The sequence below is a fragment of the Rhizobium etli CFN 42 genome (genome assembly GCF_000092045.1).
In the GTDB taxonomy this organism is placed as follows: Bacteria; Pseudomonadota; Alphaproteobacteria; order Rhizobiales; family Rhizobiaceae; genus Rhizobium; species Rhizobium etli.
The window spans coordinates 141522-167137 of sequence record NC_007763.1 but is presented as its reverse complement, the minus strand read 5'-3'; the positions used below and the strand labels follow the sequence as shown (position 1 = coordinate 167137).

Sequence of the window (25616 nt, the reverse complement as noted above, 5' to 3'; positions counted from 1 at the left end):
ATTGAAAAGGGAGGATTTTCAATGCGCTTCAAACTTCTCGCTGCGACCGCAGCTGTCGCACTGCTCGCTTCCGGCTCCGCATTCGCTGAGTCGGCCAATCTCACCATCTGGAGCTGGAATGTCGCCGCGTCGGCATTGAAATCCACGCTGCCCGGCTTCAACAAGCAGTTTCCCGATATCAAGATCACCGTGGAGGACCTCGGAAACAGCCAGGTCTTCGACAAGACGCTGGCTGCCTGTGCCGCGGGCGGCGAAGGCCTGCCCGACATCGTCAGCATCGAGAATTTCGAGGCTGAAATCTTCTGGAGCCGCTTCCCGGATTGCTTCGCCAATCTGAAGGAGCTCGGCTACACCGCCGATATCCAGGCAAAATTTCCCGATTTCAAGCGCACCGAGCTTGAGGTTGGCGATGTCGCCTATGCCATGCCGTGGGATTCCGGTCCCGTCGCTGTCTTCTACCGCCGCGACATGTACGAAAAGGCCGGCGTCGATCCGAGCACGATCAGCACCTGGGATGATTTCATCGCCGCCGGCAAGAAGATCTCTGCCGCCAATCCGGGCGTGGTCATGGCCCAGGCAGACTTCAACGGCGACAGCGAATGGTTCCGCATGATCGCCAACGAGCAGGGCTGCGGTTATTTCTCGACCGACGGCCAGAACATCACCATCAACCAGCCGGCTTGCGTCGCGGCCCTGCAGAAGGTGAAGGAGATGAAGGATGCCGGCACGCTGACATCAGCCAACTGGGACGAAAAGATCCAGGCCAATACCGCCGGCAAGGCTGCGAGCCAACTGTATGGCGGCTGGTATGAGGGCACCGTGCGCTCGACCTCTCCCGACCTCAAGGGCAAATGGGGCGTCTACCGGATGCCGAGCCTGACAGCCGACGGCCCGCACGCGGCCAATCTCGGCGGTTCGTCGCTTGCCATTTCGGCGACATCGGCCAACAAGGAAGCGGCCTGGAAATTCGTCAACTACGCCCTCGGCACCAATGAAGGTCAGGTCACCATGCTGAAGGAATTCGGCCTGGTTCCGTCGCTGCTCTCGGCCGAGAAGGACCCCTTCGTCAACGAGCCGCAGTCCTATTGGGGCGGCCAGAAGGTCTGGGCCGATATCCTGGCGACGCTGCCGAAGATCGTTCCGAGCCGCGGCACCGCCTTCCAGAGCGATGCCGAAGGCATCTTCAGGGCGACGCAAACGAAGTTCTTCGCCGGCGGTTATCCCGACGCGAAGGCGGCTCTCGACGATGCCGCCAAGCAGATCGCTTCTGCAACCGGACTTCCGGTCGCGCAATGAATGACAACGCCGGGCGTTTCAGGCGCCCGGCATCCCGCCCGCCATGGGCCGGCCCGTCATTCGTTCGTTTCGTCTGGAGGAAGCTGAATGCCGTTCAGAACTCGGAGCGCCTATGCGTTCCTCGCTCCCTATCTGCTGGTCTTTGCCACCTTCTGGGTCTGGCCGATTATCAATTCGTTCCTGATTTCCTTTCAAAACACCCGCATCAACCCGTGGAAATACAGTCTGCAGTCCAATTGGGGTCGGCTCTTCTACGACCCTGCCTTCTATAACGCTCTTTACAACACGCTGATCATCCTGGTGATCCAGGTGCCGGTAATGATCGCGCTTGCGACCGTCATGGCCGTGCTGCTCAATTCGCCGCTCCTGAAAGCGCGTCCGCTTTTCCGTTTCGCCTTCTTTGCGCCGGTTGTCGTCGGTGAGGTCGCTTACGCAGCCGTATTCCGGCTGATGTTCAGCCTCGATTTCGGCGTCATCAACAAGATGATTTCGGCCATCGGTTTCAGCCCGATATCCTGGTTCGACAATGCCAATGCGGCGATGGCCGTGATCATCCTCGCCGTCACATGGCGATGGGCCGGCTATAACGCCATCATCATCCTCGCCGGCCTGCAGGCCATTCCCGACGATGTCTACGAGGCAGCAACTCTCGACCGAGTGAACAAGGTACAGCAGTTCTTTCATATCACCCTACCGCTGTTGAAACCGATCATCCTCTTCTGTGTGGTGCTTTCGGTGATCGGCACCATGCAGCTCTTCACCGAGCCCTTCCTCATCACCAATCGCGGCGGCCCCGGCGGCGGCACGGAAACACTTGGCCTCTTCCTTTATCGCCAGGGCTTCACTGCGCTGAACTTCGGTTATGCCTCGGCGATCGCCTATACGATGGCCGCCCTCGCCGTCGTGATCTCGCTTCTCAATCTCTGGCTCGGGAGGGAACCGAAATGAGATCCAAGTCGCAATCCCTTCTCGCCCGCCAGATCGCGCTGCACGCCGTGCTGGCGCCGCTGGCGCTCATTTGGCTGTTTCCGCTCTGGATGATGTTCGTCTTCTCGACCATGCCTGATAACGGCATCTTCAGCCCCGAGATCGTGCTCTGGCCGTCGACCAACTTCGTCGCAAATTTCCAGAACCTGCAGGCCGATACCGATTTCATCGGCGCGATGGTGATCTCCGTCGGCGTCGCGATCATCTACACCATCCTCTCGGTGCTGTTGACCTCGATGGCCGGCTGGGCGCTGGCGCGTTACCGTTTCGTCGGCCGCTCCGTCGTCATCGCCATCATCCTCGGCACGATCACACTGCCTTTTTCCGTGGTCGTCATTCCGCAATTCATCATGGTGGCGCGCGAATTCAAGCTGGCCAACACTTGGATTGCGCTGATCGTGCCGCCGCTGTTCAATTCGCTCGGCGTGCTGTTCATGCGGCAATCTTTCTCGATGATGCCGGGTGAGCTGTTCGATGCGGCCCGGGTCGAGGGCGTCAAGGAATGGCAGATCTTCCTGCGCATCGCCCTGCCGCTGGCGCGCCCGACGATGGCGGCACTGGCGATCATTCTCTTCCTGCACTCGTGGAACAATTACCTCTGGCCGCTGCTGATCAATTCCAGACCGGGGATGATGACCGCGCCGGTGGCATTGGGAACACTGATCGGCCTGACCAAGGTGTCCTGGGGCGGAATCATGGCAGGCGCAGTGCTGCTGACGGCGCCGATCCTTGTCGTGTTCGTCATGCTGCAGCGCCATTTCATCGCCGGCATCGCCGCCGGCGCAATCAAGTAATCGGGGAGGGGCTGCATGGCAGAGCTTTCACTCAGCAATATCGTCAAGCGCTTCGGCGGCTTCGAGATCATCCACGGCGCCAATCTGGAGGTGAAGGACGGCGAATTCGTCGTCTTCGTCGGCCCCTCCGGCTGCGGCAAGTCCACGCTCTTGCGCATGATCGCGGGTCTCGAGGATATCACCTCAGGCGAACTTCGGATCGGCGGCAGGGTCGTCAACGACGTCGAACCCGCCGATCGCGGCATCGCCATGGTCTTCCAGTCCTATGCGCTCTATCCGCACCTCACCGTCGAGGAGAACTTGAGCTTCGGCCTGCGCATGAACGGCAATCCGAAGACCGATACCGAGCGGCGCGTGCGTCATGTCGCCGACATCCTGCAGATCACCGAACTGATGAAGCGGCGGCCGAAGCAGCTTTCCGGCGGCCAGCGCCAGCGCGTCGCGATCGGCCGCGCGATCGTGCGTGAACCCGAGGTCTTCCTGTTCGACGAGCCTTTGTCGAACCTCGACGCGGAACTGCGCGTGCAGATGCGGGTCGAGATTTCGAGGCTGCACAAGCAGCTCGGCACGACGATGATCTACGTCACCCACGACCAGACGGAAGCGATGACGCTGGCCGACCGGATCGTCGTGCTGCGCGCCGGCAATATCGAGCAGATCGGTGCGCCGCTCGATCTTTACGACGATCCCGCCAATCAGTTCGTCGCCGGTTTCGTCGGCTCGCCGAAGATGAATTTCCTGAAGGCCATGGTGGTCGAAGCGCAGCCGGGCAGGGCGGTGATCGCGCTGGAAAGCAACCCGGAGACGCGCCTGCCGCTGCCCATCGCCGAACCGGTCGAAGCCGGCACCAAGGTGACGCTCGGCATCCGTCCCGAACATTTCGCTGATGCAGGGGCGGGCGATGCCGATCTCACCGTCGCCATCGACGTCGCCGAGCATCTCGGCAATACCAGCTACATCTATGCCGCCATCGGCAGCGAGCAGCTGATCATAGAGCGGCCGGAATCGCGCACCGCGGGCAATCGCGAGACGCTGACCGTCGGCCTTCCCGCACGCCACACATTCCTTTTCGACGGCGCCGGTAAACGGCTTCGCTAAACCCCTCCCAAGGCAGAAAGACGAAAGAGGTTTCCATGACTTCCGATCAACCGATCCGCTGGGGCATCATCGGCCCCGGCACCATCGCCCGCACCTTTGCCGACGGCGTCGCCCATTCGCGCACCGGCAAGCTGGTGGCAATCGCCACCCGCAATCCTTCCAAGCCGGGACTTGCCGAAAACTTCCCCGGCGCCCGCATCGTCAACGGCTATGAGGCGCTGCTGTCGGACCCCGAGGTTGATGCGGTCTATATATCTGTGCCACATACCGGCCATGCCGAATGGGCGATCAAGGCCGCCCGCGCCGGCAAGCATATCCTGGTGGAAAAACCGATCGCCCTTTCAGCCTATGATGCTGAAGCGGTTTATTACGAAGCCAAGAAGGCCGGCGTCTTCGCCGGCGAGGCCTTCATGTACCGCGTGCATCCGCAGACGGAAAAGCTGGTCGAGCTCATCAAGAGCGGCGTCATCGGCACGCTGCGCATCATTCGCTCGAGCTTCGGCTTCAATATGGGCAGCTACAGACCGGAGCACCGGCTGTTCGCCAATGATACTGCCGGCGGCGGCATCCTCGATGTCGGCGGCTACCCGGTCTCGATGGCGCGGCTGATCGCGGGCGCGGCCGAGGGCAAAGCCTTCCTCGACCCGGAGAAGGTTTCAGGCGTCGCCCATCTCGGAGAGAGCGGCGTCGACGAATGGGCGTCCGCCGTGCTCAAATTCCCTAACGAGATCATCGCCGAAGTTTCCTGCTCGATCATGGCCCAGCAGGACAACGTGCTGCGCATCATCGGCTCCGAGGGCCGGATCGAGGTCGCCGACTTCTGGTTCGCCTCCGGCCACAAGGGCGGCGTCGGCAAGATCGAGATTTTCAAGGGCGGAAAGCAGGAGACGATCGAGGTCAAGGAAGAGCGCTGGCTCTATTCATTCGAAGCCGATGCGGCGGGCGATGCCATCCGCGCCGGCAGAACCGAGTTCAGCGCTCCCGGCATGGGCTGGACGGATTCGATCGCAAACCTGCGGGTGCTCGACCAGTGGCGCGCCTCAGTCGGCCTCGAATACGGCGTTGAGAAGGCGGCGAAGCGCACCAACAACATTGCCGGCGGCGCGGTTACACGCGGCAACAGCATTCGGCAGCGCCAGATTCCCGGCATCTCCAAGCCGGCGTCAGTCGTCACGCTCGGCTTCGAGTTCTTCCCGAATTTCGCCGCCGCCTCGCTGACGCTCGACGCTTTCTACGAGGCCGGCGGCAATGCCTTCGACACGGCCTATGTGTACGGCGCCGGCAAGACGGAAGCGATCTTCGGCGACTGGCATACGAGCCGCAATGTACCGCGCGAGGAGATCGTGCTGATCGGCAAGGGCGCGCATTCACCGCTCTGCTATCCCGATATGATCGCCAAGCAGCTCGATCAGTCGCTCGCCCGACTGAAGACCGACTATGTCGACATCTATTTCATGCATCGCGACAATACCGACGTACCGGTCGGCGAGTTCGTCGATGCGATGGATGCCGAAGTCAAACGCGGGCGTATCCGCGGCATCTTCGGCGGCTCAAACTGGACGCGGGCGCGGTTCGATGAGGCGATCGCCTATGCCGAAAAGAACGGCAAGACGGCGCCGGCGGCACTCTCCAACAACTTCTCGCTCGCCGAGATGCTCGATCCGATCTGGGCCGGCTGCGTCGCCGCCTCCGACGACGACTGGAAGAAGTGGCTGAACGAGAAGCAGATCCCGAATTTCGCCTGGTCCAGCCAGGGGCGCGGCTTCTTTACCGACCGCGCCGGCCGCGACAAGCGGGACGATGAGGAGATCGTGCGCGTCTGGTATTCCGAGCGCAATTTCGGACGCCGCGACCGCGCCATCGAGCTCGCCAACAAGCTCGGCCGCAACCCGATCCACATCGCGCTTGCCTATGTGATCGCCCAGCCTTTCCCGGTCATTCCGCTGATCGGGCCGCGCACCGTCGCCGAACTGGAAGACAGCCTCTCTGCGCTGGACATCCGGCTGACGCCCGACGAGGTGAAGTGGCTGGAAGGCTGATGAAAAAGGAGGGGCGCGGATCAGACCGCGCCCCTTTCCTCTTCATTTCAGTGGCACCGAAGCCTTATGCCTTGAGCATACCGGACGTTGTTGTTGGACCGGGACAATTACGGCGGCCAAAGGTGACCTAAAGCCATCAGGCTCAGAGCAAGCCGGCCAGGATGCCGATGCCTGCGACAGTGGCAATGCCGCCAGCCGTGCGCGTCAGGAAGACGCCATTACGTCCGCCGGCGCGGCCGACGACGTAGCCGAGACCGAGGCCGGCGGCATGCAGCAGCGCCGTCGCGATCATGAAACCGGCAGCATAGGCCGCGCCAGCAGCATCCTCCGGCATTTCGGCGCCATGCGCATGGCCGTGGAAGATGGCGAAGAGCCCGATGAGGCCAAGTGATGCGGCGAGTGGCGCCTTAACGTTAAGCGCGACGACGGCACCGAGGACGACGACGGAAAGCGCAATACCGGCTTCGACAAAGGGGACATTCACGCCGGCAATGCCAAGGGCGCCGCCGAGCGCCATCACCAGGACGAAGGTCGCCGGCACCAGCCAAGTGGCGCGGGCGCCGAGCTGACATGCAAAGACGCCGACCATCACCATGGCGAGGACATGATCAAGGCCGGAGATCGGATGGACGAAACCATGACTGAATCCGGCCGCTTCGCCAATGGCGGGGTGGGCGGAGGCGACGGCTGGTAGCGCCGCGACAGCCAAAGCAAGCAGGCCGCTCTTGAGTGCTGATTTCATGGCTTGATCCCTAGAGTTATCGAATATCCTGCGGTCGCCGAACACCGGTTCGGGCCGCGCATACCAAGCTAGTGCAAAGCGTTTTCGCCGTCAACGAAAAGACCTAGGCAATTCAAATGCTTATCAGATAGGCAGATGCCGCTTTTGATAGCGACGGCGCTTCCTCGACAGCGCGTCTCTCTCGTGACGCGCAACGGACGCTGTTATGAGCTTGAACCCTCGCATCATTCGAACATTGTTTCTGATTTTAGGCGACGGACGCCTGCGAACTGGAAACGCGCCTGCGCAACGGCTATCAATCATCCAGCCGCGGCGATGCAAGCGCCCTATGGAGGAGAGCCCCATGACGAACACTGAACGGCCGCTGGCAATCAGCGCGCCCGAGCCGCGCTCGCTCGATCTGATCTTCAGCGATGAAGCGCGCGCCGCACTGCATTCGAAATACGAGATTGTCGAAGCCGATCCCGAAAATATCGCCGGGCTTGGCGACGATATCCTCGGCAGGGCGCGATACATCATTGGACAGCCGCCGCTCTCAGCCGAAACGCTGGCCAGGATGCCTGCCTTGCGCTCGATCCTAAACGTCGAGAGCAATCTCTTGAACAACATGCCCTACGAGGTGCTTTTCCAGCGCGGCATTCATGTCGTCACGACAGGGCAGGTCTTTGCAGAGCCGGTCGCCGAAATCGGCCTCGGCTTCGCGCTGGCGCTTGCGCGGGGCATCGTCGATGCGGATATCGCTTTCCAAGAGGGCACCGAACTCTGGGGAGGGGAGGGCAATGCCAGCGCCCGGCTGATCGCCGGCTCGGAGATCGGCATCGTCGGCTTCGGCGATCTCGGCAAGGCCCTGCGCCGGGTTCTGTCCGGCTTCAGGGCGCGCATCAGAGTGTTCGATCCCTGGCTGCCCCGCTCAATGCTCGAGGAAAACGGCGTCGAACCGGCAAGCCTGGAGGATGTCCTGACGAAGAGCGATTTCATCTTTGTCGTCGCAGCCGTCACCAGCGAAAATAAGCGATTTCTCGGCGCCGAGGCCTTTTCCAGCATGCGCAGGGGCGCGGCCTTCATCCTGCTCAGCCGCGCCGACGTCGTCGATTTCGACGCATTGATGGCGGCCGTTTCGTCAGGCCATATCGTCGCCGCAAGCGACGTCTACCCTGAGGAGCCGCTGCCGCTTGATCATCCGGTACGCAGCCTGAAAGGCTTCATCCGCTCGGCACACCGGGCCGGTGCGCTCGACAGCGCCTTCAAGAAGATGGGCGATATGGTGCTCGAGGACATGGACCTGATGGATCGCGGCCTGCCGCCGATGCGCTGCAAGCGGGCGGAGCGCGAGACGGTCTCCCGCATGCGCTCCAAGCCGGTCGCGGTGAATTGAAAATGCCGCCCGAACTAACTGTTTGGCGGCATCTATAAAGGCTGGCTTCCTTAGAGCGGATCATTTCTTATCGGAATCGGTGCGGGATTCCCAAATCAGCAGATTTGTGATTCATGATGGATGCTGGAATGGAGGCCAGCATCCATGACGCGACCCTATTCGAATGATCTTCGCGAGCGAGTCATTGCAGCGGTTGTGGACGGTCAGAGCTGCCGGGTGGTGGCGGAGCGGTTCAACATAGCTATCTCATCCGTGGTGAAGTGGTCGCAGCGTTATCGGGCCACCGGTAGTGTGTCGCCCGGTAAGATGGGCGGCCATCGCCGACGTGTGCTGGAGCCGCACCGCGCCTTCATTGTCGAGCAGATCGAGCAGACATCACATCTGACGCTACATCGGCTGAAGGATGAGTTAGCCGCCCGCGGTGTGAGCGTCTCCCACAATGCCATCTGGCAGTTCATGCGCCGCGAGGGCTTGAGCTTTAAAAAAAACGCTGTTCGCCCTTGAGCAGGGCCGCGCCGACATTGCCCGCCGCAGAGCCCGCTGGAAAGCCTGGCAAGACCGCTTCGATCCGAAGCGGCTCGTCTTTATTGACGAGACCTGGATCCGCACCAACATGGCGCCGTTACGCGGCTGGGGGCCGAGGGGCAAAAGATTACGCGGCTTTGCCCCGCATGGCCGCTGGCGCACCCTCACCTTCCTCGGCGCCCTACGCTGCGACAAGCTCACTGCACCCTGCGTCTTCGACGGTCCCATCAATGGCGAATGCTTTCACGCCTATGTCCGCCAGCAGTTGATCCCGACCCTCAAACCTGGCGACATCGTCATCCTCGATAATCTCGGCTCTCACAAAGCCAAGGCCATCCGCGATGCCATCAGGGCCGTCGGCGCCAGGCTCTGGTTCCTGCCGAAATATTCCCCCGACCTTAACCCGATCGAGCAGGCCTTCGCCAAGATCAAGCACTGGATGCGCCAGGCCCAAAAGCGAACCATCGAGGAAACCTGGCGCCATCTGGGCATACTCGCCGACACTATCAAGCCAGAGGAATGCGCCAACTACTTCTCAAATGCTGGCTACGCTTCCGTCAAAACATGAAAGGCTCTAGGCGGCACGCTGGCCCGTGCCCTGGATCGCAGCGAGCTTCCAGTCCGCGCCGGACTTGCGCACGAACGTCCAGATCTCGGTGCTTTCGCTCGGACGGCGGTCGTCGCCGGAGACGACGCGACCGCTATCGCGTTCAACCATCGCATCGATCGAGGAATAGCGCATGGCGAGCGTCGCATATTCCTGGCCGTTCTCGCGCCAAGCCTCGGCAATATCGCCCTGCAGCAGCTTGACGTCGGAGACACGGTTGCGCACGCCATTGGTGGCGTTTTCTCCCAGTTCTTCGGCAAGGTAGGACATTGCCTCAGGCGTCGTCAGCCGGCGCAACGTGCCGTAGTCTTCGGCGCCGTAAGCGGTCTGCACGCTCGTCAACAACTCCTCAAACTGGTCGAGATCAGCCTGGGTCAGTCCGATCTCGTCGCTCGGGCGATTGCCGCGTGACTGTCCGCCGTAACCGGCGCCCGAGCCGATCGCCGGGATATGAAACGACGAATGGTTCGTGGGCGCCATGTTGAAGGACTGGCCGTAGGACCGGCTCTGGCCGCCGGCGCCGTAAGAAGGCTGGCGGCGGTTGGCGAAATAGCGCATGGCGAGCATGACGGCGCCCCCGATCAGGGCGATCTGCAGCAACATACCGAAGAAGCCGAAGCCGCCGCCGAAACCGTGGCCGAGCAGCATGCCGAGAAGACCGCCGGCGATCAGGCCTCCGATCATCGATCGGCCGAAGCCGTTGAAGAAGCCGGAGCGCTGCTGGGCGTAGCCGGGCTGCTGGGTATTATAGGGTGCGGTCGTCTGCGGCCGCGGCGTCATCGAGCGTTCAATGGGGGCAGCCGGGGCAGGTGCTGTGCGGGTAACCGGAGGCGCGCTGAAAGTACGGGTGCCACGGCTTCCGAACCCGCCGAAGCCGCCGGCGCGGCGCGCATCGGCATCGCTGATCGTGGCAAAAACGGTAGCGCTCGTCAGTACGGCAATGGCTGCGATCCTGGCAAAACGCGAAACGGCACTCGGCATTCTGGTCTCCCTGTCATGCGCACTCACGGCATGTCGGGATAGAATATAGGTACTCTTTCCGGCGTTTGAAGTTCTTCGGCCGCTTTACTGGCAGACATCGACCCAGCTGGCGCCGGTCAACTCGGCAAGCCGTCCTGTGGCGATGCGCACGGCCGAATTGGTCGAGCCGGCCGCCGGCACCACTTCTTCGAAGCGTTTCAGCGAAACATCGCAATAAATGGGCAGTGGCGAGGGCAGGCCGAACGGGCAGACACCGCCGACGGGATGGCTGGTCACCGCCACGACCTCTTCGGCATCGAGCATGCGCCCCTTGGCGCCGAAAGTGTCCTTGAACTTGCGATTGTCGAGCCGCGCTGTACCGCCGGCGACGACCAGCATCATCTGCTCGCCGACGCGCAGGCAGATCGTCTTGGCGATCTGAGCGGGCTCGACGCCATGGGCTTCGGCGGCAAGCGTCACGGTCGAGGAGCTCTCGGCGGTTTCGATGATTTCAACATCGGGTGCGTGAGCACGGAGGAAGGCGCGGACGGATTCAAGGCTCATGAGGCGATGCTAGACCAGGAAAGGCGCAATTTGAAGCATAAAAGATGCCCGCCGAACACCGCCGCTTGCAAGTGCCGCGCACATCGTCATAATAATTTTGCACACGTGCTCAAATTTGTCATTCGGCCGTTACGTTCAGCCCATAGAGCGGGACTTGTCACGTTTTCGCGGGTTTCGAAGCGGTCGTCAACACCAGTGATGACCCGTCAAAGAGGCCTCACACTGCTCTTCTGGGGAGATGAAGAAGATGACCATTTTGCCGACATTGAAGTCCCTTACGATCGCGGCCGCCATCCTGGCCTCGACCTCCGCATTTGCTCTCGCCAAAGACGTCACCATTAGCGTCTGGGCCGGCGGCACCGGCCCGAACGATACCTATCGTCTCGACGCCATTGAGATCGCAGCCCAGCAGCTGCAGCGCGAAGCCGCCCTCAAGGGCGAAGATCTGAAAATCACCGTCGAGAAGAAGCCCTATAGCGCCTGGGAAGACTTCAAACAGGCCTTGACCCTTGCGGCGGAAGCCAAGACCGCCCCGAACATCGTCGTCAGCGGCCACGAAGACATCGCGCCCTGGTCGCAGTCCGGCCTGATCGTTCCGATCGAAGATTATGTCGACCTCGATTCCTGGCCGCTCAACGGCATCTACGAAAATCTTCTGAAGATCGCCTCCTACAACGGCACCGTCTACGGCATCCCGCAGGATGCCGAATCCCGGCCGATGTTCTTCTGGAAGCCTTACATGAAGGCGATCGGCTACAGCGACGCCGATCTCGACGCCCTGCCGCAGAACGTGCAGGACGGCAAGTATACGATGAAGAACCTGCTCGAAGACGCCAAGAAGATGCAGGACAGGGGCCTCGTCCAGCCCGGCTACGGCTTTTATCCGCGCACCAGCAACGGCCCGGATTACTGGCAGTTCTACACCAGCTTCGGCGGCACGATGGAAGAAGGCGGCAAGCTTGTCTTCGACAAGGCCGCGATGACCCGCACCTACCAGTTCTTCGCCGACGCCGTTAAATCAGGCGTCACCAAGAAGAACCACATCGGCATGCCGGGCGACCAGTGGTGGAAGGAAGTCGCCACCGGCAAGGCCGGCATCTGGGACGGCGGCACGTGGCACTATGCCCGCCTCGTCAATCAGGAGGGGCTAACGGATTTCTTCGGCAACGTGATCTTCACGCTCATCCCGGCCGGCGAAGGCGGCAAGGCCAACACGCTGACGCATCCGCTCGTCTATCTCCTGACGGCAGGTCACGACAAGGAAGAAACCGATATCGCCGCCCAGCTGATCACGATCGCCTCCGAGCCGCGCATCAATGCGTTGCATGCGGTCAAATCAGCCCATCTCGGCATCTCGGAGGCGGAGTCCGAAGTCGATTTTTACTCGGCTGACCGCTGGACCCGCGAAGCCACCGAACGCCTGCTGCCGCATGCCAATGCGATGCCGAACAATTCCGATTTCGGCACCTACTGGAACATCATGTGGAAGAACCTCGAAGCTTCCTGGACCGGCGCCAAGACCGTCGACGCCGCCATCGGCGATGCCGAAAGCGAGCTGAAAAGCACGCTCGGCGACAAGATCGTCATCCGCTAAGATCGAAGCGTCCCTCCGGGCGGCGGCGATCCGCCGCCCGATCGATCCCTTCGAGGAGGCTTCCATGAAATCGTCCAGAACGCTCGGACTGGTGATGATCGCGCCTGCGGCGGTCATGATCGTGCTCTTTTTCCTAATGCCGGTCGTTCTGACAGCGGTCTTCTCCATGACCAACATGACCACGGCGACCGGCATTTCAGGGGGCGTCTATCAGATCGCACCCAATTCGCTGATCACGCTGAAATCGGCGATGCCGGAGATCGCCGCCGAGATGGCCGAGCCGCGCTACACGATCGACGAAGCCGGCCTCAAGGCGGTGGAGGGCCTCGGCCTTGCGCCTGCGATCGCGGCGGAGTTGCGCGCTAAACACGCCGGCGAGGTCTTTGCGACGCGGCGCGATGTCGAACGCATGATCAAGGATCTTACCGAACGGCCTTCGACGCGCGAGGTCAAGCAGATCTCCGAACAGTTCAACCGCTCCGTCCTCAACACGCGCTTCGACAGCAAGGAACAGCTGTTTTCGTCGCTGGACGGTCTGGGTTTCAAGCTGACGCCGGAGCAAAAGGAAACCGTCGCCAAGACCACCTATACCGGCTGGACCTGGACGACCGACAATTTCTCTCGCATGGCCAGCTCGCCCGACATGGCGCGTGTGCTTTTCAATACCGTGCTCTATGTCGCGCTGGTATTGATGCTCTTCAACGTCGGCTATGCGCTGCTGCTTGCCATCTGGACGCATTACATGCCTCCGACGCGGGCCTCGATCTTTCGCGGCATCTGGCTCCTGCCGCGCATCACGCCCGTCGTCATCTACGTCATGCTGTGGAAGTGGCTCGCCTGGGACAGCGGCTTCATTTCGATCCTGATGGGCAGGTTCGGCTACCCCCCGAAGAACTACCTGCTCGATACCGCCTATAATGCCTGGTTCTTCGTCGTGCTGATCAACGGATTCATCGGCGCCTCCATGGGCATGCTGGTGTTCTCGTCGGCGATGAAGGCCATCCCGAAGAGCCAGTTCTATGCGAGCGAAGTCGACGGCGCCTCACGCTGGCAGCAGATCCGCTACATCATCCTGCCCCAGATGCGCTGGCCGATCCTCTTCGTCACCTGCTATCAGACGCTGTCGCTGCTCGCCTCCTTCAATGAAATCCTGCTCGCCACCAATGGCGGGCCGGGCAACGCGACCGAGGTCTGGGCGCTCTCCGCCTATCACACCGCACTCAGAAACTATGCCGGCAATCTCGAATACGGGCTGGGTGCCGCCATGGCGCTGGTACTCGTCGTCATCGGCGTGGTGCTGTCGCTGCTTTATCTGCGCGTTTTCAACTATGGCACGCTTGTCGCCAAGCCCCTGATCGAGGATTGACCATGGTCGAACGCGCGCAGCCATCAGCAAATTATCGCAGCTGGCCTGTCCTGACGGCGCTGACCATCGTCAGCCTGCCGCTGCTCTTGATGTATGTCTATCTCTTCCTCGACACCGTCACGGTGAAGCCGCCGGACGCCTTGCTGCCCTCCGGCTTGACGCTCAACCATTGGCGTTTCCTGTGGCAGACAACGGCGGGCAAGGCGAACATCTGGCACGTGACCCTGAATACGCTGCTGTTTTCCGCCTGCACCACCAGTCTGGTGCTGATCGTCTCCTCAATGGCCGGTTATGTGCTGTCTCGGCTGAACGTGCCGGCACGCGGCTTCTTCCTTGCCGGCGTCATGGTGCTGCACGCCTTCCCGTCGGTAACGCTGATCATCGCCATCTTCATCGTGCTGCAGATGATCGGCCTCTATAACTCGCTGATCGGCGTCATCCTGGTGAAGGCGGCGATCGACCTGCCGCTCGGCATCTGGCTGATGAAGGGCTTCTACGATACCGTGCCCTGGGAAATCGAAATGGCCGGCGTCGTCGATGGCGCGTCGCGTTTCAGGGTCTGGCGCAGCCTGGTGCTGCCGCAGGTCAAGCCCGGCATCATGGCCCTCGGCTTGTTCTCCTTCCTGTCCGGCTGGGGCGAGTTCATCCTGCCGCAGGTGCTGGCGCCGGGCAATCAGGTGCAGGTGCTGTCGGTCTATCTCGCCGGCTTCCTTGCCGACGACAACAATTACGATTTCAACATGTTCAAGGCGGTCGGCCTCTTCTACCTCATTCCGGTGCTGATCGCTTACGCGCTCTTCAACAAATACCTCATGAACATCTACGGCGGCGGGAGCAAAGGCTGATGCGCATCCTCCTCGACAATTTCTCGAAGAGCTTCGGCTCCACCAAGGTCATCGAGAATATGCGGCTCGAGGTCGCCGGTGGCGAGATGCTGGCATTGCTCGGTCCGTCCGGCTGCGGCAAGTCGACGACGCTCTTTGCAGTCTGCGGCATTCACCGGCCGACCGGCGGGCGCATCCTCTTCGGCGAGCGGGACGTCACGGATCTGCCGAGCCAAGCCCGCAATGTCGGCGTCGTCTTCCAGTCCTACGCGCTCTACCCGCATATGACGGTTGCCGAGAACATTGGATTTCCCCTGAAGGTCAAAGGCGCGCCTGCCGCCGAAATCCGCAAAGAGGTCGACCGCATCGCGACCCTCGTACAGATCGGCAAGTTGATGGACCGGCGGCCGGCGGAGCTTTCCGGCGGCCAGCAGCAGCGCGTGGCGCTGGCCCGCGCGCTGATCCGCAAACCCGACGTGCTGCTGCTCGACGAGCCCCTCGCCAATCTCGACGCCAAGCTGCGCTTGGAAATGCGCTCGGAGATCCGCCGCCTGCAGCGCGAGACCGGCATCACCGCCATCCTCGTCACGCATGACCAGGTGGAGGCGATGAGCATGTGCGACCGTATCGCCATCATGAAAGAGGGCGAGATCGTCCAGATCGCCACACCGGCTGAAATGTACAACAATCCAAAAACCGCTTTCGTCGCCGGCTTTCTCGGCAATCCGCCGATCACCTTCCTTCGCGGCGTCATGGACAAGGGTGCCTTCGCAATCCCGGAAAGTGAGATCCGGGTCCCGTTGCCGAACGCCATCGGCGCGGCCGAAGGCACCAAGCTGATGCTCGGCGTTCGGCCGGAGCATTTTACGCCTGCGGGCGACGTCACCGTGTCCGGCAAGATCACCTTCGCCGAAACACAAGGGCGAGAGAACCTTTACGACGTGCGTGTTGCCGGCGGGCCGCTGCTGCGTTCGATCCAGCCGGCGCGCAACGATATTCACGTCGGCGACGATGTCGCCTGGGGAATCGACAGCCGCGGCGTGTTCGTCTTCGACGAGAACGGAACGAGGCTCTGATGACCCGCGATTTTTCAGCCTTCTTCGCACGTTATGGCTGGCCGGCGGCCAAGGGCCAGCTTCCGTTCTGCATCGGCCATCGCGGCGCCAGCGGCCACGAACGCGAAAACACTCTCGCCGCTTTTCGCCGCGCGGCCGAACTCGGCGCGGAGATGTGGGAACTCGATACGCAGCTGACCGGCGACGGCGTTGTCGTCGTTTCCCACGACGACCATCTCGAGCGGGTCTACGGCGTCGACCGGCGCATCTCGGAAATGACAGCGGCTGAACTTGCCGACCTTGACGGCGTCGACGTGCCGAGGTTTTCACAGGTCGCCGCTCTCGCCCGAGAGACCGGGACCGGTCTCTATGTCGAGCTCAAGGCGCCGGGAACCGGGGTCCGATGCTGGCGGCACCTTGTCGAAATGAACCAGCGCTTTGCCTGCCTTGGTTCCTTCGATACCGCGCAGGTGCGTGAACTCAGGGACGCGGCCTGCGATTTTCCGCTCTCGGTGCTGATCCGTGTCGGCCATGATCCGCATGCTCTCGGTGATGAGGCCGGCGCCGATATCCTCCATCTCTGCTGGGAGAGGGCAGGGGAGCGCCCGCAGGATCTGGTGACCGAGGTGCTGACGGCTCGCGCCTTCGAGGCTGGCCGCGAGATCGTGCTCTGGCACGAGGAGCGGCGGACCATTCTCGATGACCTCATGAAACTCCCGGTTCTCGGCATCTGCACCGATTTGCCCGATCTGATGCGGCCGCCTCCGATCAAGGAGAAAGCACTTGGCTGACAAGGACAAGGGGCCGCGCAAGGCAACCTCCTTCGACGTGGCGCGGGTGGCCGGAGTTTCGCGCGCCGCCGTTTCGCGTGCCTTCACGCCAGATGCCAGCGTCTCGCCAAAAACGCGCGAGAAGGTCTATCAGGCCGCCAAGGAACTCGGCTATCGAGTGAACTATCTTGCCCGAAGCCTCACCAACAAACGCTCCGATCTCGTCGGTCTCGTCGCCGCCGGTTTCGACAACCCGTTCCGTACGTTGCAGATCGAACATTTGTCTCGGGCGTTGCTCGCCCGCAACTTCCGCCCGATCCTGTTACCGACCTCACAGGAGGCGGATACCTCGACGGTTATCGGCCAATTGCTGCATTACGCCGTGTCAGGCGTCATCGTCACATCGGACGCACCGCCGACCGAAATCTGCGAACAATGCGCAGCCGAAGGCGTGCCGATCGTACTGATCAACAAGGGCAACGACATTCCCTTGGTCGACCGCATCATTTCCGACGACCACGTGGCCGGGCATCTGGCAGCCGACCACCTGATCGACAGCGGCGCGCGAAAGCCCGCCGTGATGGCCGCACCGGCCAAATCCTATACAGCGCGACGGCGCAGCGAGGCCTTCATCGCCCGCTGCAAGCAAGTTGGCGTCGAGGCGCAGCTCCTGCAGGTCAGGATCAACGACTACCGGAGCGGTTATGATGCGGCGACCGACCTGGCCGCTTCCTGCATAGACGGGCTGTTCTGTGCCAATGACTACATGGCCTGCGGCGTGATTGACCGCATCATGCAGGGCAGGAGCCGCGACGAGGCGCCGCCGCTCCCCATTATCGGCCATGACGACATTCCCCAGGCCGCTTGGACCGCCTACGACCTGACGACCATCCGCCAGCCCTGCGACCTCCAGGCAGAACAGACCGTCGAGCTGTTGATAAGCCGGATGGCCGAACCGGAGCTGACGGCGCGTGTCGAGTTCACACCGGTGACATTGATAACAAGAAGGACTGCCTAATGAATGCCGCATTCGATACTGCTGCCATTCGCGCGCGGGCGGAGGCCGCAAAGACCATTGCACTCGAGGTCGGACGGGAGGCGGCCAGGTTTCGACGCGAGTCGGATCCCGGCACTCTTGCCGTTCAAAGCAAGGGCTTGCAGGATTTCGTCACCATCGCCGATAGCAGGGCCGAGCAGGCGATCCGCCACGGGCTCATCTCGCGCTTTCCGGACGATACCTTCATGGGAGAGGAGAGCGGCGAGGAGAGCCGCGGGCAGTCGGACGGGGCCGGCACCTGGGTCGTCGATCCGATCGACGGCACGACCAACTACATCAGGGGCTTTCGCTACTGGGCCGTTTCGATCGCCTTCGTCGTCGGTGACAAGGTCGAGATCGGCGTCGTCTACGACGCCGCCGAGGATAAAGTCTTTCACGCCGTGCGTGGCGGCGGCGCCTTCAAGGACGGGCTGCCGATCCATACGGCAACGACGGTCGATCCGGCCAATGCGCTCATCATTCTCGGTCATTCGCGCAAAACGAGCTTCGATGAGTATCTCGCGCTCTCAAAGCGACTTCATGAGCGCGGCATGGATTATCGGCGCACGGGCGCGGCCGCCATCGACCTTGTTCGTATCGCCGAGGGTGCTGCCGATCTCTATTACGAACGCCACCTCAACGCGTGGGATATGCTCGCCGGTGCGCTGATCGCCGAAGAGGCTGGCGCAACGGTTGCAATGCCACCGGTCGAAACACTGCTTGCGCAAGGCGGGCCCATCATCGCGCAAGCCCCGGGACTTGCCGACGAATTTGCCTTCATTCTCGATATCGAAGGATTGGCGGGTTAACTCGCCACCCGCCGGCGCCAGGCGCGCTCGGTTGCCGGTGCCTCGTCGGTGGTGATCTGATCCGGCTTCAGCGCCATCAGCGCCCGGAAATTCAGCCATTCCTCCTCGCTGAAGCCAGCTTCAGCGTTTTTGAGAGTAAAGGTCCAGGCATCGACGCGTCTGCCGTGATCGTGGCAGAGTGCGATCATATCCAGCCCCTCTCTGGCGGCATCGAGGATCAGCGGCCAGTGGAGATAGACGGTATCGGGTTCGGTCGGGCCGCTGAGGTCGGCGCGCAACGCTATCTCGACCGCCTTCCAGCCGCTCGCCCGCCAGAGATCGTAAAGCTTGTCGGTCGGGTCGATGCCACGCAGCAGATGCGGAAGCTTTTGTCTGACCGCGACGATGAGGTCGAGACTGCCGCCGCTGATGATCACCGAGGCGGCGATATCGCGGAAATGCTCGGCAAGATGCTCGATGCCGCCTGCGCCGATTGCCTCATAATCGTCCTTCATATCGAATTGCAGCAGTGCGGCCGGGTGCGTCGATTGCATCATGGCGGCAAGATCCTCGCTGAGGATCAGCGGTCGGCCACCCTGCTTCATCCTGATATCGCGGAGATCAGCGACACTCTTCTTGACGATCGGTCCATGTCCGGTCGTTTCGCCCTCAAGCTCTTCATCATGCAGCACGACGAAGCCGCCGTCGGCGCGCACGCGCAGATCGAGCTCCATCGAGGCGCCGGCTGCGAATCCCTCCGCCATCACCTCGGCGGAGAACAGCGGATCGGCAAACCGCTTGCGCAACCGATGCCATTTCAGGCGGGTTCGATGTCCCTCATGCAAAATCTCCAGGCCCTGCGCATCCAGCAATTTCGTCATCGGCATCCGGTCTCCGCAATGCCACTCTCCTGCCTTGCCGGGCCGCCATTATCAAGGCCTGAATCCCCTTCATCGGCTGTAAGCCGCGGAAATCGCCTCCGCGGCAGCGGCGATATCCGATGGATGGCCGGCCTGCCTGAGGGCTGCGCCGAAGGCCGCGACATTCGCAAGCACCGGCTGAAATGCGGCGCGCGGACCTGTGTGATTCAGCCGCAGGAGGCGGGCCGGCGCAGTCCCCACACCTTCGGTCAGCTCGACGCCCAGCCGTCTGGCGGTGGTGATCAGCGCTGCCGGCGTCAAACTCTCCGGCACCGCTACAGACGTCACCAGGTTCGAAGCCTTTGCCGACGGCACCCATGCCCCTGCGCCGAGCGCGGTTAGTCCCGTCCGTGTCGCCGAGGCCGCCAGCGCATGCCGGGCGATGACGCTCTCCAATCCTTCGGCCTCGATGCGGTCGAGTGTGGCCTCAAGCGCGAAGAATTCCAGCGGCGACGGCGTTCCCGGCAGGCCGCGCCGTCCGCCATCGACCCATGTTTTCAGATCGGCCAGAGACAGGATGGAATCGCGCGGCGTGCCATCCCTCAGGATTAACTGCCAGGCGCGGCGGCTGACGGAGAGCGCCGATACACCGGCCGGACCGCCGAGCGCCTTTTGCGGGCCGATCACCGCGATGTCGATGCCGAGACCGTCAATATCGAGCGGATGGCCGCCAACCGAGGCAACCGCATCGACCACGGTGACAATGCCGCGAGCTTGCGCCAGCGCCATTATCCTCGTCAGGGGATTTAGAATCCCGCTCGCCGATTCGGCGTGGACCACAGCGAGCAGGTCGACATGAGGGCCGGCATCGAGTGCCTTGGCGACCGCTTCGATCTCGATCGGCAGGCCCGGTTGAGCTGCAACATCCCGGACCGCGGCACCACCCCGCCGCAGCCATTGCCCGAACCAGCTGCCATAAGAGCTGGTGACGACATTGAGAGCGGAAAGGCCCGGGCGCGCAAGGCTGACCGCCACCGCCTCCAGCGCCACCGTTGCTTCTGCCTGCATCAGTAAGACGTCGTTGCGGCTCATCAAGATGCCGCCGATCCTGTCGGCGAGGGCGCCGTAACGTTCGACAGGATAGGCGGGGACGCCATGTAAGGCATTCCAATGGGGATCGAACATGGGCACCTCCTTCAGGACGGCTCGGTCACAAGACGAGGGACGGCTGCAACAAGCGCGCGGGCGGCCTCCGATCGCGGCGCGGCAACGACAGCCGCGGCCGGACCGCTCTCGACGATCCGCCCCGCATCCATGACGGCGATGCGGTGCGAGACGGCATGGACCACGGCAAGATCGTGCGAAATGAACAGACAGGCAATGCCCTCTCGCTTCTGCAGATCGACCAGAAGCTCAAGAATCCGGCCGCGCACGGTGACGTCGAGCGCTGTGACGGCCTCGTCGAGCACCAGCAGCGACGGGCGTGTAGCGATCGCCCGGGCGATTGCTACACGCTGGCGCTGACCGCCGGAGAGTGCGCGGACCGGCCGGGCGGCATGATCGGCGGTGAGGCCGACCCGTTCGAGGAGCGTCACGATCTCGTCGGCACGCCGGTCTTTCGCAACGACGCCGTGTATGCGCAAGGGATCATCGAGCACCGAACCGACACTCGCCAACGGGTTGAAAGCGGCGAGCGGATCCTGGAACACCATCTGCATGCGCGCGCGTTTAGCGCGCAGGGCAGCCCCCTTCAGCCTCAGCCAATCCTCGCCGTCAAAGCGGATGGAGCCGGCGTCAGAGGAGAGAAGCCGGAGCAAGATGCGCGACAGCGTGGATTTTCCGCTGCCGGAGGCGCCGACGAGACCGAGCGTTTCTCCGGCCGCGATCGTCAGCGAAACATTGTCGAGGGCGCTAATCCGGCGGCCGGCCGACGAAAAGCCTTTCGAGATGTTTTCGATGGAAAGCAGAGAATTCATGACGAAGCCTCCGCGATCAGCGGTCGCGTCGCAAGGTCGCGGTGGCTGGCGATAAGGGCGGCGGTATGGCGGCTTTGGGGCGCCGAAAGCACTGAACGCACCGGCCCCTCCTCGACCAGCTTCGCATCGTGGAAGACGGCGATCCGGTCGACGAAGCCGGAGGCGAGCGCGATGTCGTGGGTGATGAAAAGCAGTGTCATGCCGTCCTCGCGCACCAACTCGTCGAGCAGCCGGACGATCTGAGCTTGGACCACCACATCGAGCGCGCTCGTCACCTCGTCGGCGATCAGCAGCGCGGGCTTTGCCGCGATTGCCGCTGCAATCGCCACGCGCTGTCGCTGGCCACCGGAAAGCTGGTGCGGATAGGCCCGCATCGCCTTACCCGGCTGCGGTATGCCCACCCGGTCGAGCAATTCCTCGGCTTTGCTGGAGGCCTGTTTCCAGCTGAGCCCGAGATGGTGCCTGGCACCCTCGGCAATCTGCTCGCCGATCGTCAGGACGGGATTGAGGCTGGCGCCCGGATCCTGGAAGACGAAGCCGAAATCGCGGCCCGGACGAGGCCGATGGCCGAGAGCGGGCCAGACAATTTCGCCTGCGACCGTCGCTCCGTTCGGCAGCAGACCGGCGAGCGCACGGGCGAGCGTGCTCTTGCCGGAGCCGCTTTCGCCGATGATCGCCAGCCTTTCGCCGGTGGCAATATCGAGATTGATGTGCTCGAGCGCCGCCGCATTGCTCCGGCCGTGCCCATAGGTGATCGAAAGCTGCCGCAGGCTGCAGAAAGTCGCGCTCATGCCGCCCTCCCGCCGCCGTCGCCAAGCGCCTTGCCAAGACCTTCGCCGAAGAGATGGACGCCGAGGACGGCCACCGCAAGTGCGGCACCCGGTATGACCGAGAGATAGGCGGCCGAGCGCAGCACGCTGCGGCCCTCGGCGATCATCGAACCCCAGGTAGCGATGTTGGGATTGCCGAGGCCGAGAAAGGAAAGCGCCGCCTCGGTCAAAATCGCGCCGGCGACGATGGTGGCGGAAAGCGCCAGCACCGGCGGCAGCGCGTTCGGCAGGATTTCCCGAAGGGCGATTTCAACAGGATGCATACCGATCACCCTTGCCGAGGCGACGTAATCCCGCTCGCGGATCGCCAGCACCTGCGCCCTCGTCAACCGCGCCGGATCTGCCCAGGTGCCAAGCGCGATGGCAAGCACGACGACCGCCGTCGAAACGCCGACCGTGCTGACGAAGGCAAGCGCAAGCAGGAAGCCTGGCACGATCTGGAAGGCGTCGACAACGCGCATCAGCGCCTCATCGACGATCCCGCCGACAAAACCGGCGGTCATGCCGACGCAGATGCCGAGCACCATGGCTGATACTGCCGCCGTGACGCCGACGACAAGGGAGGTACGCGCGCCGTAAAGCAAGCCGGCGAGCACGTCGCGTCCAAGACGGTCGGTGCCGAGCGGAAAGGCCGGATCGGTCAACGGCGGAAGCAGCGCCCGCCCAGCAATCCTCAACGGATCGCCCGGCGAAATAATAGGCGCGGAGAGCCCGGCTAAAAGCAGGATGACGAGGATTGCAAGGCCGGTCACGCCTTCGCGCGAGCCGAGCAGCCGCCGGAGACGGATCATGCGCTGCCCTCCGAAGCGCCGATGCGCGGATCGAGCGCGGCATAGACGAGATCGACGAGGAAATTGACCGAAATGACGAGAACGGCGCTGGTGACGATAATACCCATCAGCAGCGGCGCGTCACGGCCGTTGACCGCTTCCTGCGCTAAGCGCCCGAAGCCCGGAATCGCAAAGACGCTCTCGATCACGACGCTGCCGCCGAGCATGGCCGCCGATTGCAGTCCGAGCATGGTGACAAGCGGCAGCAGCGCATTGCGCGCGACATGGCGCAGCACGATGCGACTGCGCGACAGACCTTTGGCGCGGGCGAAGAGGACGAAATCCAATTTCCAAGCCTCGGCCATGCCAGCCCGCATCACTCGCAGGAACAAGGCAAGATAGATCAAAGCGAGTGCGCCAACCGGCAGAACCAGATGATCTGATATGTCGAGGGCGCGGGAAAACCCTGTCTTGCCCGAAGCGATCGTCTCGATGCCGGCGATCGGAAGCCAGCGCAGCTTGACCGAAAAGACAATGGTGAGGACGAGGCCGAGCCAGAAGCTCGGAACGGCATAGACGATCAGCGATCCGATCGACAGGAGCCGGTCGCGCAAGGACCCCGGCCGCGCGCCCGCGAGGATGCCGAGCGCAGAGCCGAGGCCGAAGGAAAGCGCCGTCGCACTGCCCATCAACAGCAGCGTATTGGGCAGGCGCTCGGCAATGAGTTCGCCGACCGGCCGGCCGAACGCGACCGACCAGCCGAGGTCGAGGCGCGCCAGCGATGAGAGATAGAGCCAGAGGCGGGCGAGCATGGACCGGTCGAGGCCGTAGCTCTCCCGCAGCGACTGCCTGAGCACCGCATCGCCGCCGCCGATCGAGCCGAGATAAGCGTCGACGGCATCGCCCGAGGCCGATTCGAGCATGAAAAAGGTGAAGATCACCACGATCAGCAGCACCGGAATGCTGCTGATCGCCCTGCGCCTCAGGAGGGTGATGGCTCGTTTCACGCCGGACAGGGCCTCTGGAAGAGAATTGCCGCCGATACTATCATGATTGCAGCGCTGTATCGCCCCAGTTCGAGACTGCCCAGCGCGGATTGTTCGAGACGTTGAGCACGGTGTCGCGCGCAACGGTGATAAATCCCCATTCCGCGACATTGATCAGCGGCAGATCGGCGACGACGAGCTGTTGGAACTTGCGGTAGAGATCGGTGCGAGCCGCCGTGTCCACGGTCTCAGAGGCCTGCAGGATGATCTTGTCGAGCTCCGGATTGACATAGCCACCCTGATTGGAAAAGGGCACACCAGCGGGCGTGCCGGATTGAACGAGAATGGTGGTGGAGATCGCCGGATCGCCACGGAAGACCGGCGGGCCGACGGCGAGGTCGAAATCGTGGTCGGTATAAACCGCTTTCTGATGCGCAGCCGCATCGGCATTGACGATCTCGGCATCAATGCCGATCCCGGCGAGCGCCTGGCGAAGATAGTCGCCGAACTGTCGGGTCTCATTGAAATACGGGGCCGGACGAAGCTTCAGCTTGAAGCGGGTGCCGTCCGATCCTTTGGGGTAACCGGCCTTATCGAGAATATCATTGGCGGCCGCCAGGTTGAAATCATAGCTTGCGACATCTGAAGTATAGAACTCCGGCGCATTCTTCGGCACCGGGCCTGTGGAGGCGGCGGCATAACCGAGGAAAATCGTGTCGACCACGAATTTCTTGTCGATGGCATGCGCGATCGCTTGGCGGACTCTGAGGTCGGTGAGCTCCTTGCGGCGGTGATTGATCTCGACGACGAGCTGATAGGTCAACGCTTCGTAACCCTTCGAAAACACCTTGATGCCATCGACCTTGGAGATGCGGTCGAGATCGGCAAGCGGCACCGCCGAGAAGGCGGCAAGCTGGATTTCATCGGCCTCGAGCGCCGCACCCGCCGAGCCTCGGTCAGGCAGCACGCGGAAAACGATCTCGTCGAGTTTCGGCTGGCCCTTGTCCCAATAATCCTCATTGCGCGCCAGCCGGTAGTATTCGCCGGGCTTGTGTTCGGCAAACTTGAATGGGCCGGTGCCGACGAGCGTGTTGTTGGCAGGATTGGCGGCGATATCGCTGCCGTCGAATATATGCTTGGCGACCACACTTGTCACAACGGGCAGGGCATTGCGGATCAGCTGGAATGGTGTCGGCTTGGAGAAGCGGAAGATGGCAGTGTAGTCGTCAGGGGTATCGACGGCTTCGAGATTGGCAAAGACCAGACGGCCGAGATTCTGCAGCGGCTTCCATATGTTGAGGGCGGAAAAGGCGACATCGGCCGAGGTGAAGGGCTTGCCGTCGTGCCAGGTGACGCCGTCGCGCAGCTTGAAGGTGACGGAGAGGCCATCGGCCGAGCCCTTCCAGGAGGTGGCAAGCCTCGGCGCAAGCCCGTCCTTGCCGTCGAACGCGGCTTCGGCGAGCGGTTCGATCACCTTGCTGGCGATGAAAAAAACGCCGTTCGATGCGACGATCGCGGGATTGAGGTTCTTCGGCTCGGAATCGGCCGCAACGATCAGCCGGCCACCGGCGGGCGCGGCCTGCGCCGATGCGTGGCGGGCGAGCGCCGTCGAAGCGAGGAGCAGGGCGGTGCCCTTCATCAGCGTGCGCCGCGAGATAGATGGTTCGGTCATGACCCCTCCTGATCGATCAAAAATCGAGCTCCCATTTTGGAGCGAAATTGCAAACCTCATAGAGTTTAAATTCGAAATGGCCGGGCTCTGCGAGACATTTTT

At 62.5% G+C, this 25616-nt stretch carries 24 protein-coding genes; 14 read left to right on the top strand and 10 right to left on the bottom strand.

Annotated elements, in window-relative coordinates:
* Positions 1 to 21: 21 nt before the first annotated feature.
* The 5 genes from RHE_RS22765 to RHE_RS22745 all read left to right on the top strand — a co-directional run bounded on the left by RHE_RS22765 (position 22) and on the right by RHE_RS22745 (position 6214).
* Positions 22 to 1296 (top strand): extracellular solute-binding protein, encoded by a 1275-nt coding sequence (locus RHE_RS22765; protein WP_011427612.1) that lies wholly within the window; start codon positions 22 to 24, stop codon positions 1294 to 1296.
* 87 nt (positions 1297 to 1383) lie between these two features.
* On the top strand, positions 1384 to 2244 hold the full coding sequence (locus RHE_RS22760; protein ID WP_011427611.1) for a carbohydrate ABC transporter permease: 861 nt from the start codon (positions 1384 to 1386) through the stop codon (positions 2242 to 2244).
* Positions 2241 to 3077 carry a carbohydrate ABC transporter permease gene (locus tag RHE_RS22755; RefSeq protein WP_011427610.1) on the top strand — a complete coding sequence of 279 codons (837 nt, stop codon included), beginning with the start codon at positions 2241 to 2243 and terminating at the stop codon, positions 3075 to 3077. Before RHE_RS22760 ends, RHE_RS22755 begins: the two co-directional genes overlap by 4 nt.
* A 15-nt stretch (positions 3078 to 3092) precedes the next feature.
* Entirely contained in the window at positions 3093 to 4175 is a 1083-nt protein-coding gene (locus tag RHE_RS22750) for an ABC transporter ATP-binding protein (RefSeq protein WP_011427609.1), read from the top strand.
* A 35-nt stretch (positions 4176 to 4210) separates the two neighbouring features.
* Positions 4211 to 6214, top strand: a complete 2004-nt coding sequence (locus tag RHE_RS22745) for an aldo/keto reductase (protein WP_011427608.1) — start codon at positions 4211 to 4213, stop codon at positions 6212 to 6214.
* Positions 6215 to 6356: 142 nt separating this feature from the next.
* Here the strand turns inward: RHE_RS22745 and RHE_RS22740 are convergent, their stop codons facing one another.
* Complete coding sequence (locus tag RHE_RS22740; protein WP_020922744.1) at positions 6357 to 6956, bottom strand: HupE/UreJ family protein; 600 nt, start codon at positions 6954 to 6956, stop codon at positions 6357 to 6359.
* A 343-nt stretch (positions 6957 to 7299) separates the two neighbouring features.
* On the opposite strand from RHE_RS22740, the gene RHE_RS22735 reads away from it, so the two are divergent.
* Positions 7300 to 8331 (top strand): hydroxyacid dehydrogenase, encoded by a 1032-nt coding sequence (locus RHE_RS22735; RefSeq protein WP_011427606.1) that lies wholly within the window; start codon positions 7300 to 7302, stop codon positions 8329 to 8331.
* Between the two features lie 144 nt (positions 8332 to 8475).
* Positions 8476 to 9424, top strand: a protein-coding gene (locus RHE_RS33030) for an IS630-like element ISRel6 family transposase (protein ID WP_086005013.1) whose coding sequence is annotated in 2 segments (ribosomal slippage) — positions 8476 to 8811 and positions 8813 to 9424 — 948 coding nt in all. Because the reading frame shifts where the segments join, the coding sequence is not laid out codon by codon here.
* Between the two features lie 6 nt (positions 9425 to 9430).
* On the opposite strand, the gene RHE_RS22720 is transcribed toward RHE_RS33030, so the two are convergent.
* Positions 9431 to 10444: a Tim44 domain-containing protein gene (locus RHE_RS22720; protein WP_011427605.1), complete on the bottom strand. Its 1014-nt coding sequence runs from the start codon at positions 10442 to 10444 to the stop codon at positions 9431 to 9433.
* 84 nt (positions 10445 to 10528) lie between these two features.
* Positions 10529 to 10987, bottom strand: a complete 459-nt coding sequence (locus tag RHE_RS22715) for a YbaK/EbsC family protein (RefSeq protein WP_011427604.1) — start codon at positions 10985 to 10987, stop codon at positions 10529 to 10531.
* 247 nt (positions 10988 to 11234) lie between these two features.
* Here RHE_RS22715 and RHE_RS22710 point away from each other — a divergent pair, with 247 nt between their 5' ends.
* The 7 genes from RHE_RS22710 to RHE_RS22680 all read left to right on the top strand — a co-directional run bounded on the left by RHE_RS22710 (position 11235) and on the right by RHE_RS22680 (position 18441).
* The gene (locus RHE_RS22710) at positions 11235 to 12581 is read left to right on the top strand and encodes an extracellular solute-binding protein (protein ID WP_011427603.1); all 1347 of its coding nucleotides are present in this window, start codon (positions 11235 to 11237) and stop codon (positions 12579 to 12581) included.
* 64 nt (positions 12582 to 12645) lie between these two features.
* On the top strand, positions 12646 to 13947 hold the full coding sequence (locus RHE_RS22705) for a carbohydrate ABC transporter permease (protein WP_011427602.1): 1302 nt from the start codon (positions 12646 to 12648) through the stop codon (positions 13945 to 13947).
* Between the two features lie 2 nt (positions 13948 to 13949).
* Positions 13950 to 14792: a carbohydrate ABC transporter permease gene (locus RHE_RS22700; RefSeq protein ID WP_011427601.1), complete on the top strand. Its 843-nt coding sequence runs from the start codon at positions 13950 to 13952 to the stop codon at positions 14790 to 14792.
* A complete protein-coding gene (locus RHE_RS22695; protein ID WP_011427600.1) occupies positions 14792 to 15847 on the top strand; it encodes an ABC transporter ATP-binding protein in 1056 nt (351 codons plus the stop codon). The genes RHE_RS22700 and RHE_RS22695 overlap by 1 nt, the downstream gene beginning before the upstream one ends.
* Positions 15847 to 16617: a glycerophosphodiester phosphodiesterase gene (locus RHE_RS22690; protein WP_011427599.1), complete on the top strand. Its 771-nt coding sequence runs from the start codon at positions 15847 to 15849 to the stop codon at positions 16615 to 16617. The genes RHE_RS22695 and RHE_RS22690 overlap by 1 nt, the downstream gene beginning before the upstream one ends.
* A complete protein-coding gene (locus RHE_RS22685; RefSeq protein ID WP_042119684.1) occupies positions 16610 to 17614 on the top strand; it encodes a LacI family DNA-binding transcriptional regulator in 1005 nt (334 codons plus the stop codon). The genes RHE_RS22690 and RHE_RS22685 overlap by 8 nt, the downstream gene beginning before the upstream one ends.
* Positions 17614 to 18441: an inositol monophosphatase family protein gene (locus RHE_RS22680; protein ID WP_011427597.1), complete on the top strand. Its 828-nt coding sequence runs from the start codon at positions 17614 to 17616 to the stop codon at positions 18439 to 18441. The genes RHE_RS22685 and RHE_RS22680 overlap by 1 nt, the downstream gene beginning before the upstream one ends.
* Here RHE_RS22680 and RHE_RS22675 read toward each other — a convergent pair.
* The 7 genes from RHE_RS22675 to RHE_RS22645 form a co-directional block, all read right to left on the bottom strand.
* Complete coding sequence (locus RHE_RS22675) at positions 18438 to 19301, bottom strand: glycerophosphodiester phosphodiesterase (RefSeq protein ID WP_166486941.1); 864 nt, start codon at positions 19299 to 19301, stop codon at positions 18438 to 18440. The genes RHE_RS22680 and RHE_RS22675 overlap by 4 nt on opposite strands.
* A gap of 69 nt (positions 19302 to 19370) precedes the next feature.
* Positions 19371 to 20465 (bottom strand): pyridoxal-phosphate-dependent aminotransferase family protein, encoded by a 1095-nt coding sequence (locus RHE_RS22670; protein ID WP_011427595.1) that lies wholly within the window; start codon positions 20463 to 20465, stop codon positions 19371 to 19373.
* An 11-nt stretch (positions 20466 to 20476) separates the two neighbouring features.
* On the bottom strand, positions 20477 to 21256 hold the full coding sequence (locus RHE_RS22665) for an ABC transporter ATP-binding protein (protein ID WP_011427594.1): 780 nt from the start codon (positions 21254 to 21256) through the stop codon (positions 20477 to 20479).
* Complete coding sequence (locus RHE_RS22660) at positions 21253 to 22047, bottom strand: ABC transporter ATP-binding protein (protein ID WP_011427593.1); 795 nt, start codon at positions 22045 to 22047, stop codon at positions 21253 to 21255. The genes RHE_RS22665 and RHE_RS22660 overlap by 4 nt, the downstream gene beginning before the upstream one ends.
* Positions 22044 to 22877 (bottom strand): ABC transporter permease, encoded by an 834-nt coding sequence (locus RHE_RS22655; protein WP_011427592.1) that lies wholly within the window; start codon positions 22875 to 22877, stop codon positions 22044 to 22046. The genes RHE_RS22660 and RHE_RS22655 overlap by 4 nt, the downstream gene beginning before the upstream one ends.
* Positions 22874 to 23863, bottom strand: coding sequence for an ABC transporter permease (locus RHE_RS22650; RefSeq protein ID WP_020922734.1), 990 nt, complete (start codon positions 23861 to 23863; stop codon positions 22874 to 22876). The genes RHE_RS22655 and RHE_RS22650 overlap by 4 nt, the downstream gene beginning before the upstream one ends.
* Before the next feature lie 40 nt (positions 23864 to 23903).
* On the bottom strand, positions 23904 to 25514 hold the full coding sequence (locus RHE_RS22645) for an ABC transporter substrate-binding protein (RefSeq protein ID WP_011427590.1): 1611 nt from the start codon (positions 25512 to 25514) through the stop codon (positions 23904 to 23906).
* Between the last annotated feature and the right edge of the window lie 102 nt (positions 25515 to 25616).

Bases quoted from the DNA above. Each gene is read 5' to 3' on its own strand.
- RHE_RS22675 (WP_166486941.1), bottom strand. From the start codon at position 19,301: ATGACGAAATTGCTGGATGCGCAGGGCCTGGAGATTTTGCATGAGGGA.
- RHE_RS22690 (WP_011427599.1), top strand. From the start codon at position 15,847: ATGACCCGCGATTTTTCAGCCTTCTTCGCACGTTATGGCTGGCCGGCG.
- RHE_RS22755 (WP_011427610.1), top strand. From the start codon at position 2,241: ATGAGATCCAAGTCGCAATCCCTTCTCGCCCGCCAGATCGCGCTGCAC.
- RHE_RS22665 (WP_011427594.1), bottom strand. From the start codon at position 21,256: ATGAATTCTCTGCTTTCCATCGAAAACATCTCGAAAGGCTTTTCGTCG.
- RHE_RS22745 (WP_011427608.1), top strand. From the start codon at position 4,211: ATGACTTCCGATCAACCGATCCGCTGGGGCATCATCGGCCCCGGCACC.
- RHE_RS22760 (WP_011427611.1), top strand. From the start codon at position 1,384: ATGCCGTTCAGAACTCGGAGCGCCTATGCGTTCCTCGCTCCCTATCTG.
- RHE_RS22720 (WP_011427605.1), bottom strand. From the start codon at position 10,444: ATGCCGAGTGCCGTTTCGCGTTTTGCCAGGATCGCAGCCATTGCCGTA.
- RHE_RS22670 (WP_011427595.1), bottom strand. From the start codon at position 20,465: ATGTTCGATCCCCATTGGAATGCCTTACATGGCGTCCCCGCCTATCCT.
- RHE_RS22655 (WP_011427592.1), bottom strand. From the start codon at position 22,877: ATGATCCGTCTCCGGCGGCTGCTCGGCTCGCGCGAAGGCGTGACCGGC.
- RHE_RS22660 (WP_011427593.1), bottom strand. From the start codon at position 22,047: ATGAGCGCGACTTTCTGCAGCCTGCGGCAGCTTTCGATCACCTATGGG.
- RHE_RS22645 (WP_011427590.1), bottom strand. From the start codon at position 25,514: ATGACCGAACCATCTATCTCGCGGCGCACGCTGATGAAGGGCACCGCC.
- RHE_RS22765 (WP_011427612.1), top strand. From the start codon at position 22: ATGCGCTTCAAACTTCTCGCTGCGACCGCAGCTGTCGCACTGCTCGCT.
- RHE_RS22710 (WP_011427603.1), top strand. From the start codon at position 11,235: ATGACCATTTTGCCGACATTGAAGTCCCTTACGATCGCGGCCGCCATC.
- RHE_RS22680 (WP_011427597.1), top strand. From the start codon at position 17,614: ATGAATGCCGCATTCGATACTGCTGCCATTCGCGCGCGGGCGGAGGCC.
- RHE_RS22700 (WP_011427601.1), top strand. From the start codon at position 13,950: ATGGTCGAACGCGCGCAGCCATCAGCAAATTATCGCAGCTGGCCTGTC.
- RHE_RS22715 (WP_011427604.1), bottom strand. From the start codon at position 10,987: ATGAGCCTTGAATCCGTCCGCGCCTTCCTCCGTGCTCACGCACCCGAT.
- RHE_RS22695 (WP_011427600.1), top strand. From the start codon at position 14,792: ATGCGCATCCTCCTCGACAATTTCTCGAAGAGCTTCGGCTCCACCAAG.
- RHE_RS22735 (WP_011427606.1), top strand. From the start codon at position 7,300: ATGACGAACACTGAACGGCCGCTGGCAATCAGCGCGCCCGAGCCGCGC.
- RHE_RS22705 (WP_011427602.1), top strand. From the start codon at position 12,646: ATGAAATCGTCCAGAACGCTCGGACTGGTGATGATCGCGCCTGCGGCG.
- RHE_RS22750 (WP_011427609.1), top strand. From the start codon at position 3,093: ATGGCAGAGCTTTCACTCAGCAATATCGTCAAGCGCTTCGGCGGCTTC.
- RHE_RS22740 (WP_020922744.1), bottom strand. From the start codon at position 6,956: ATGAAATCAGCACTCAAGAGCGGCCTGCTTGCTTTGGCTGTCGCGGCG.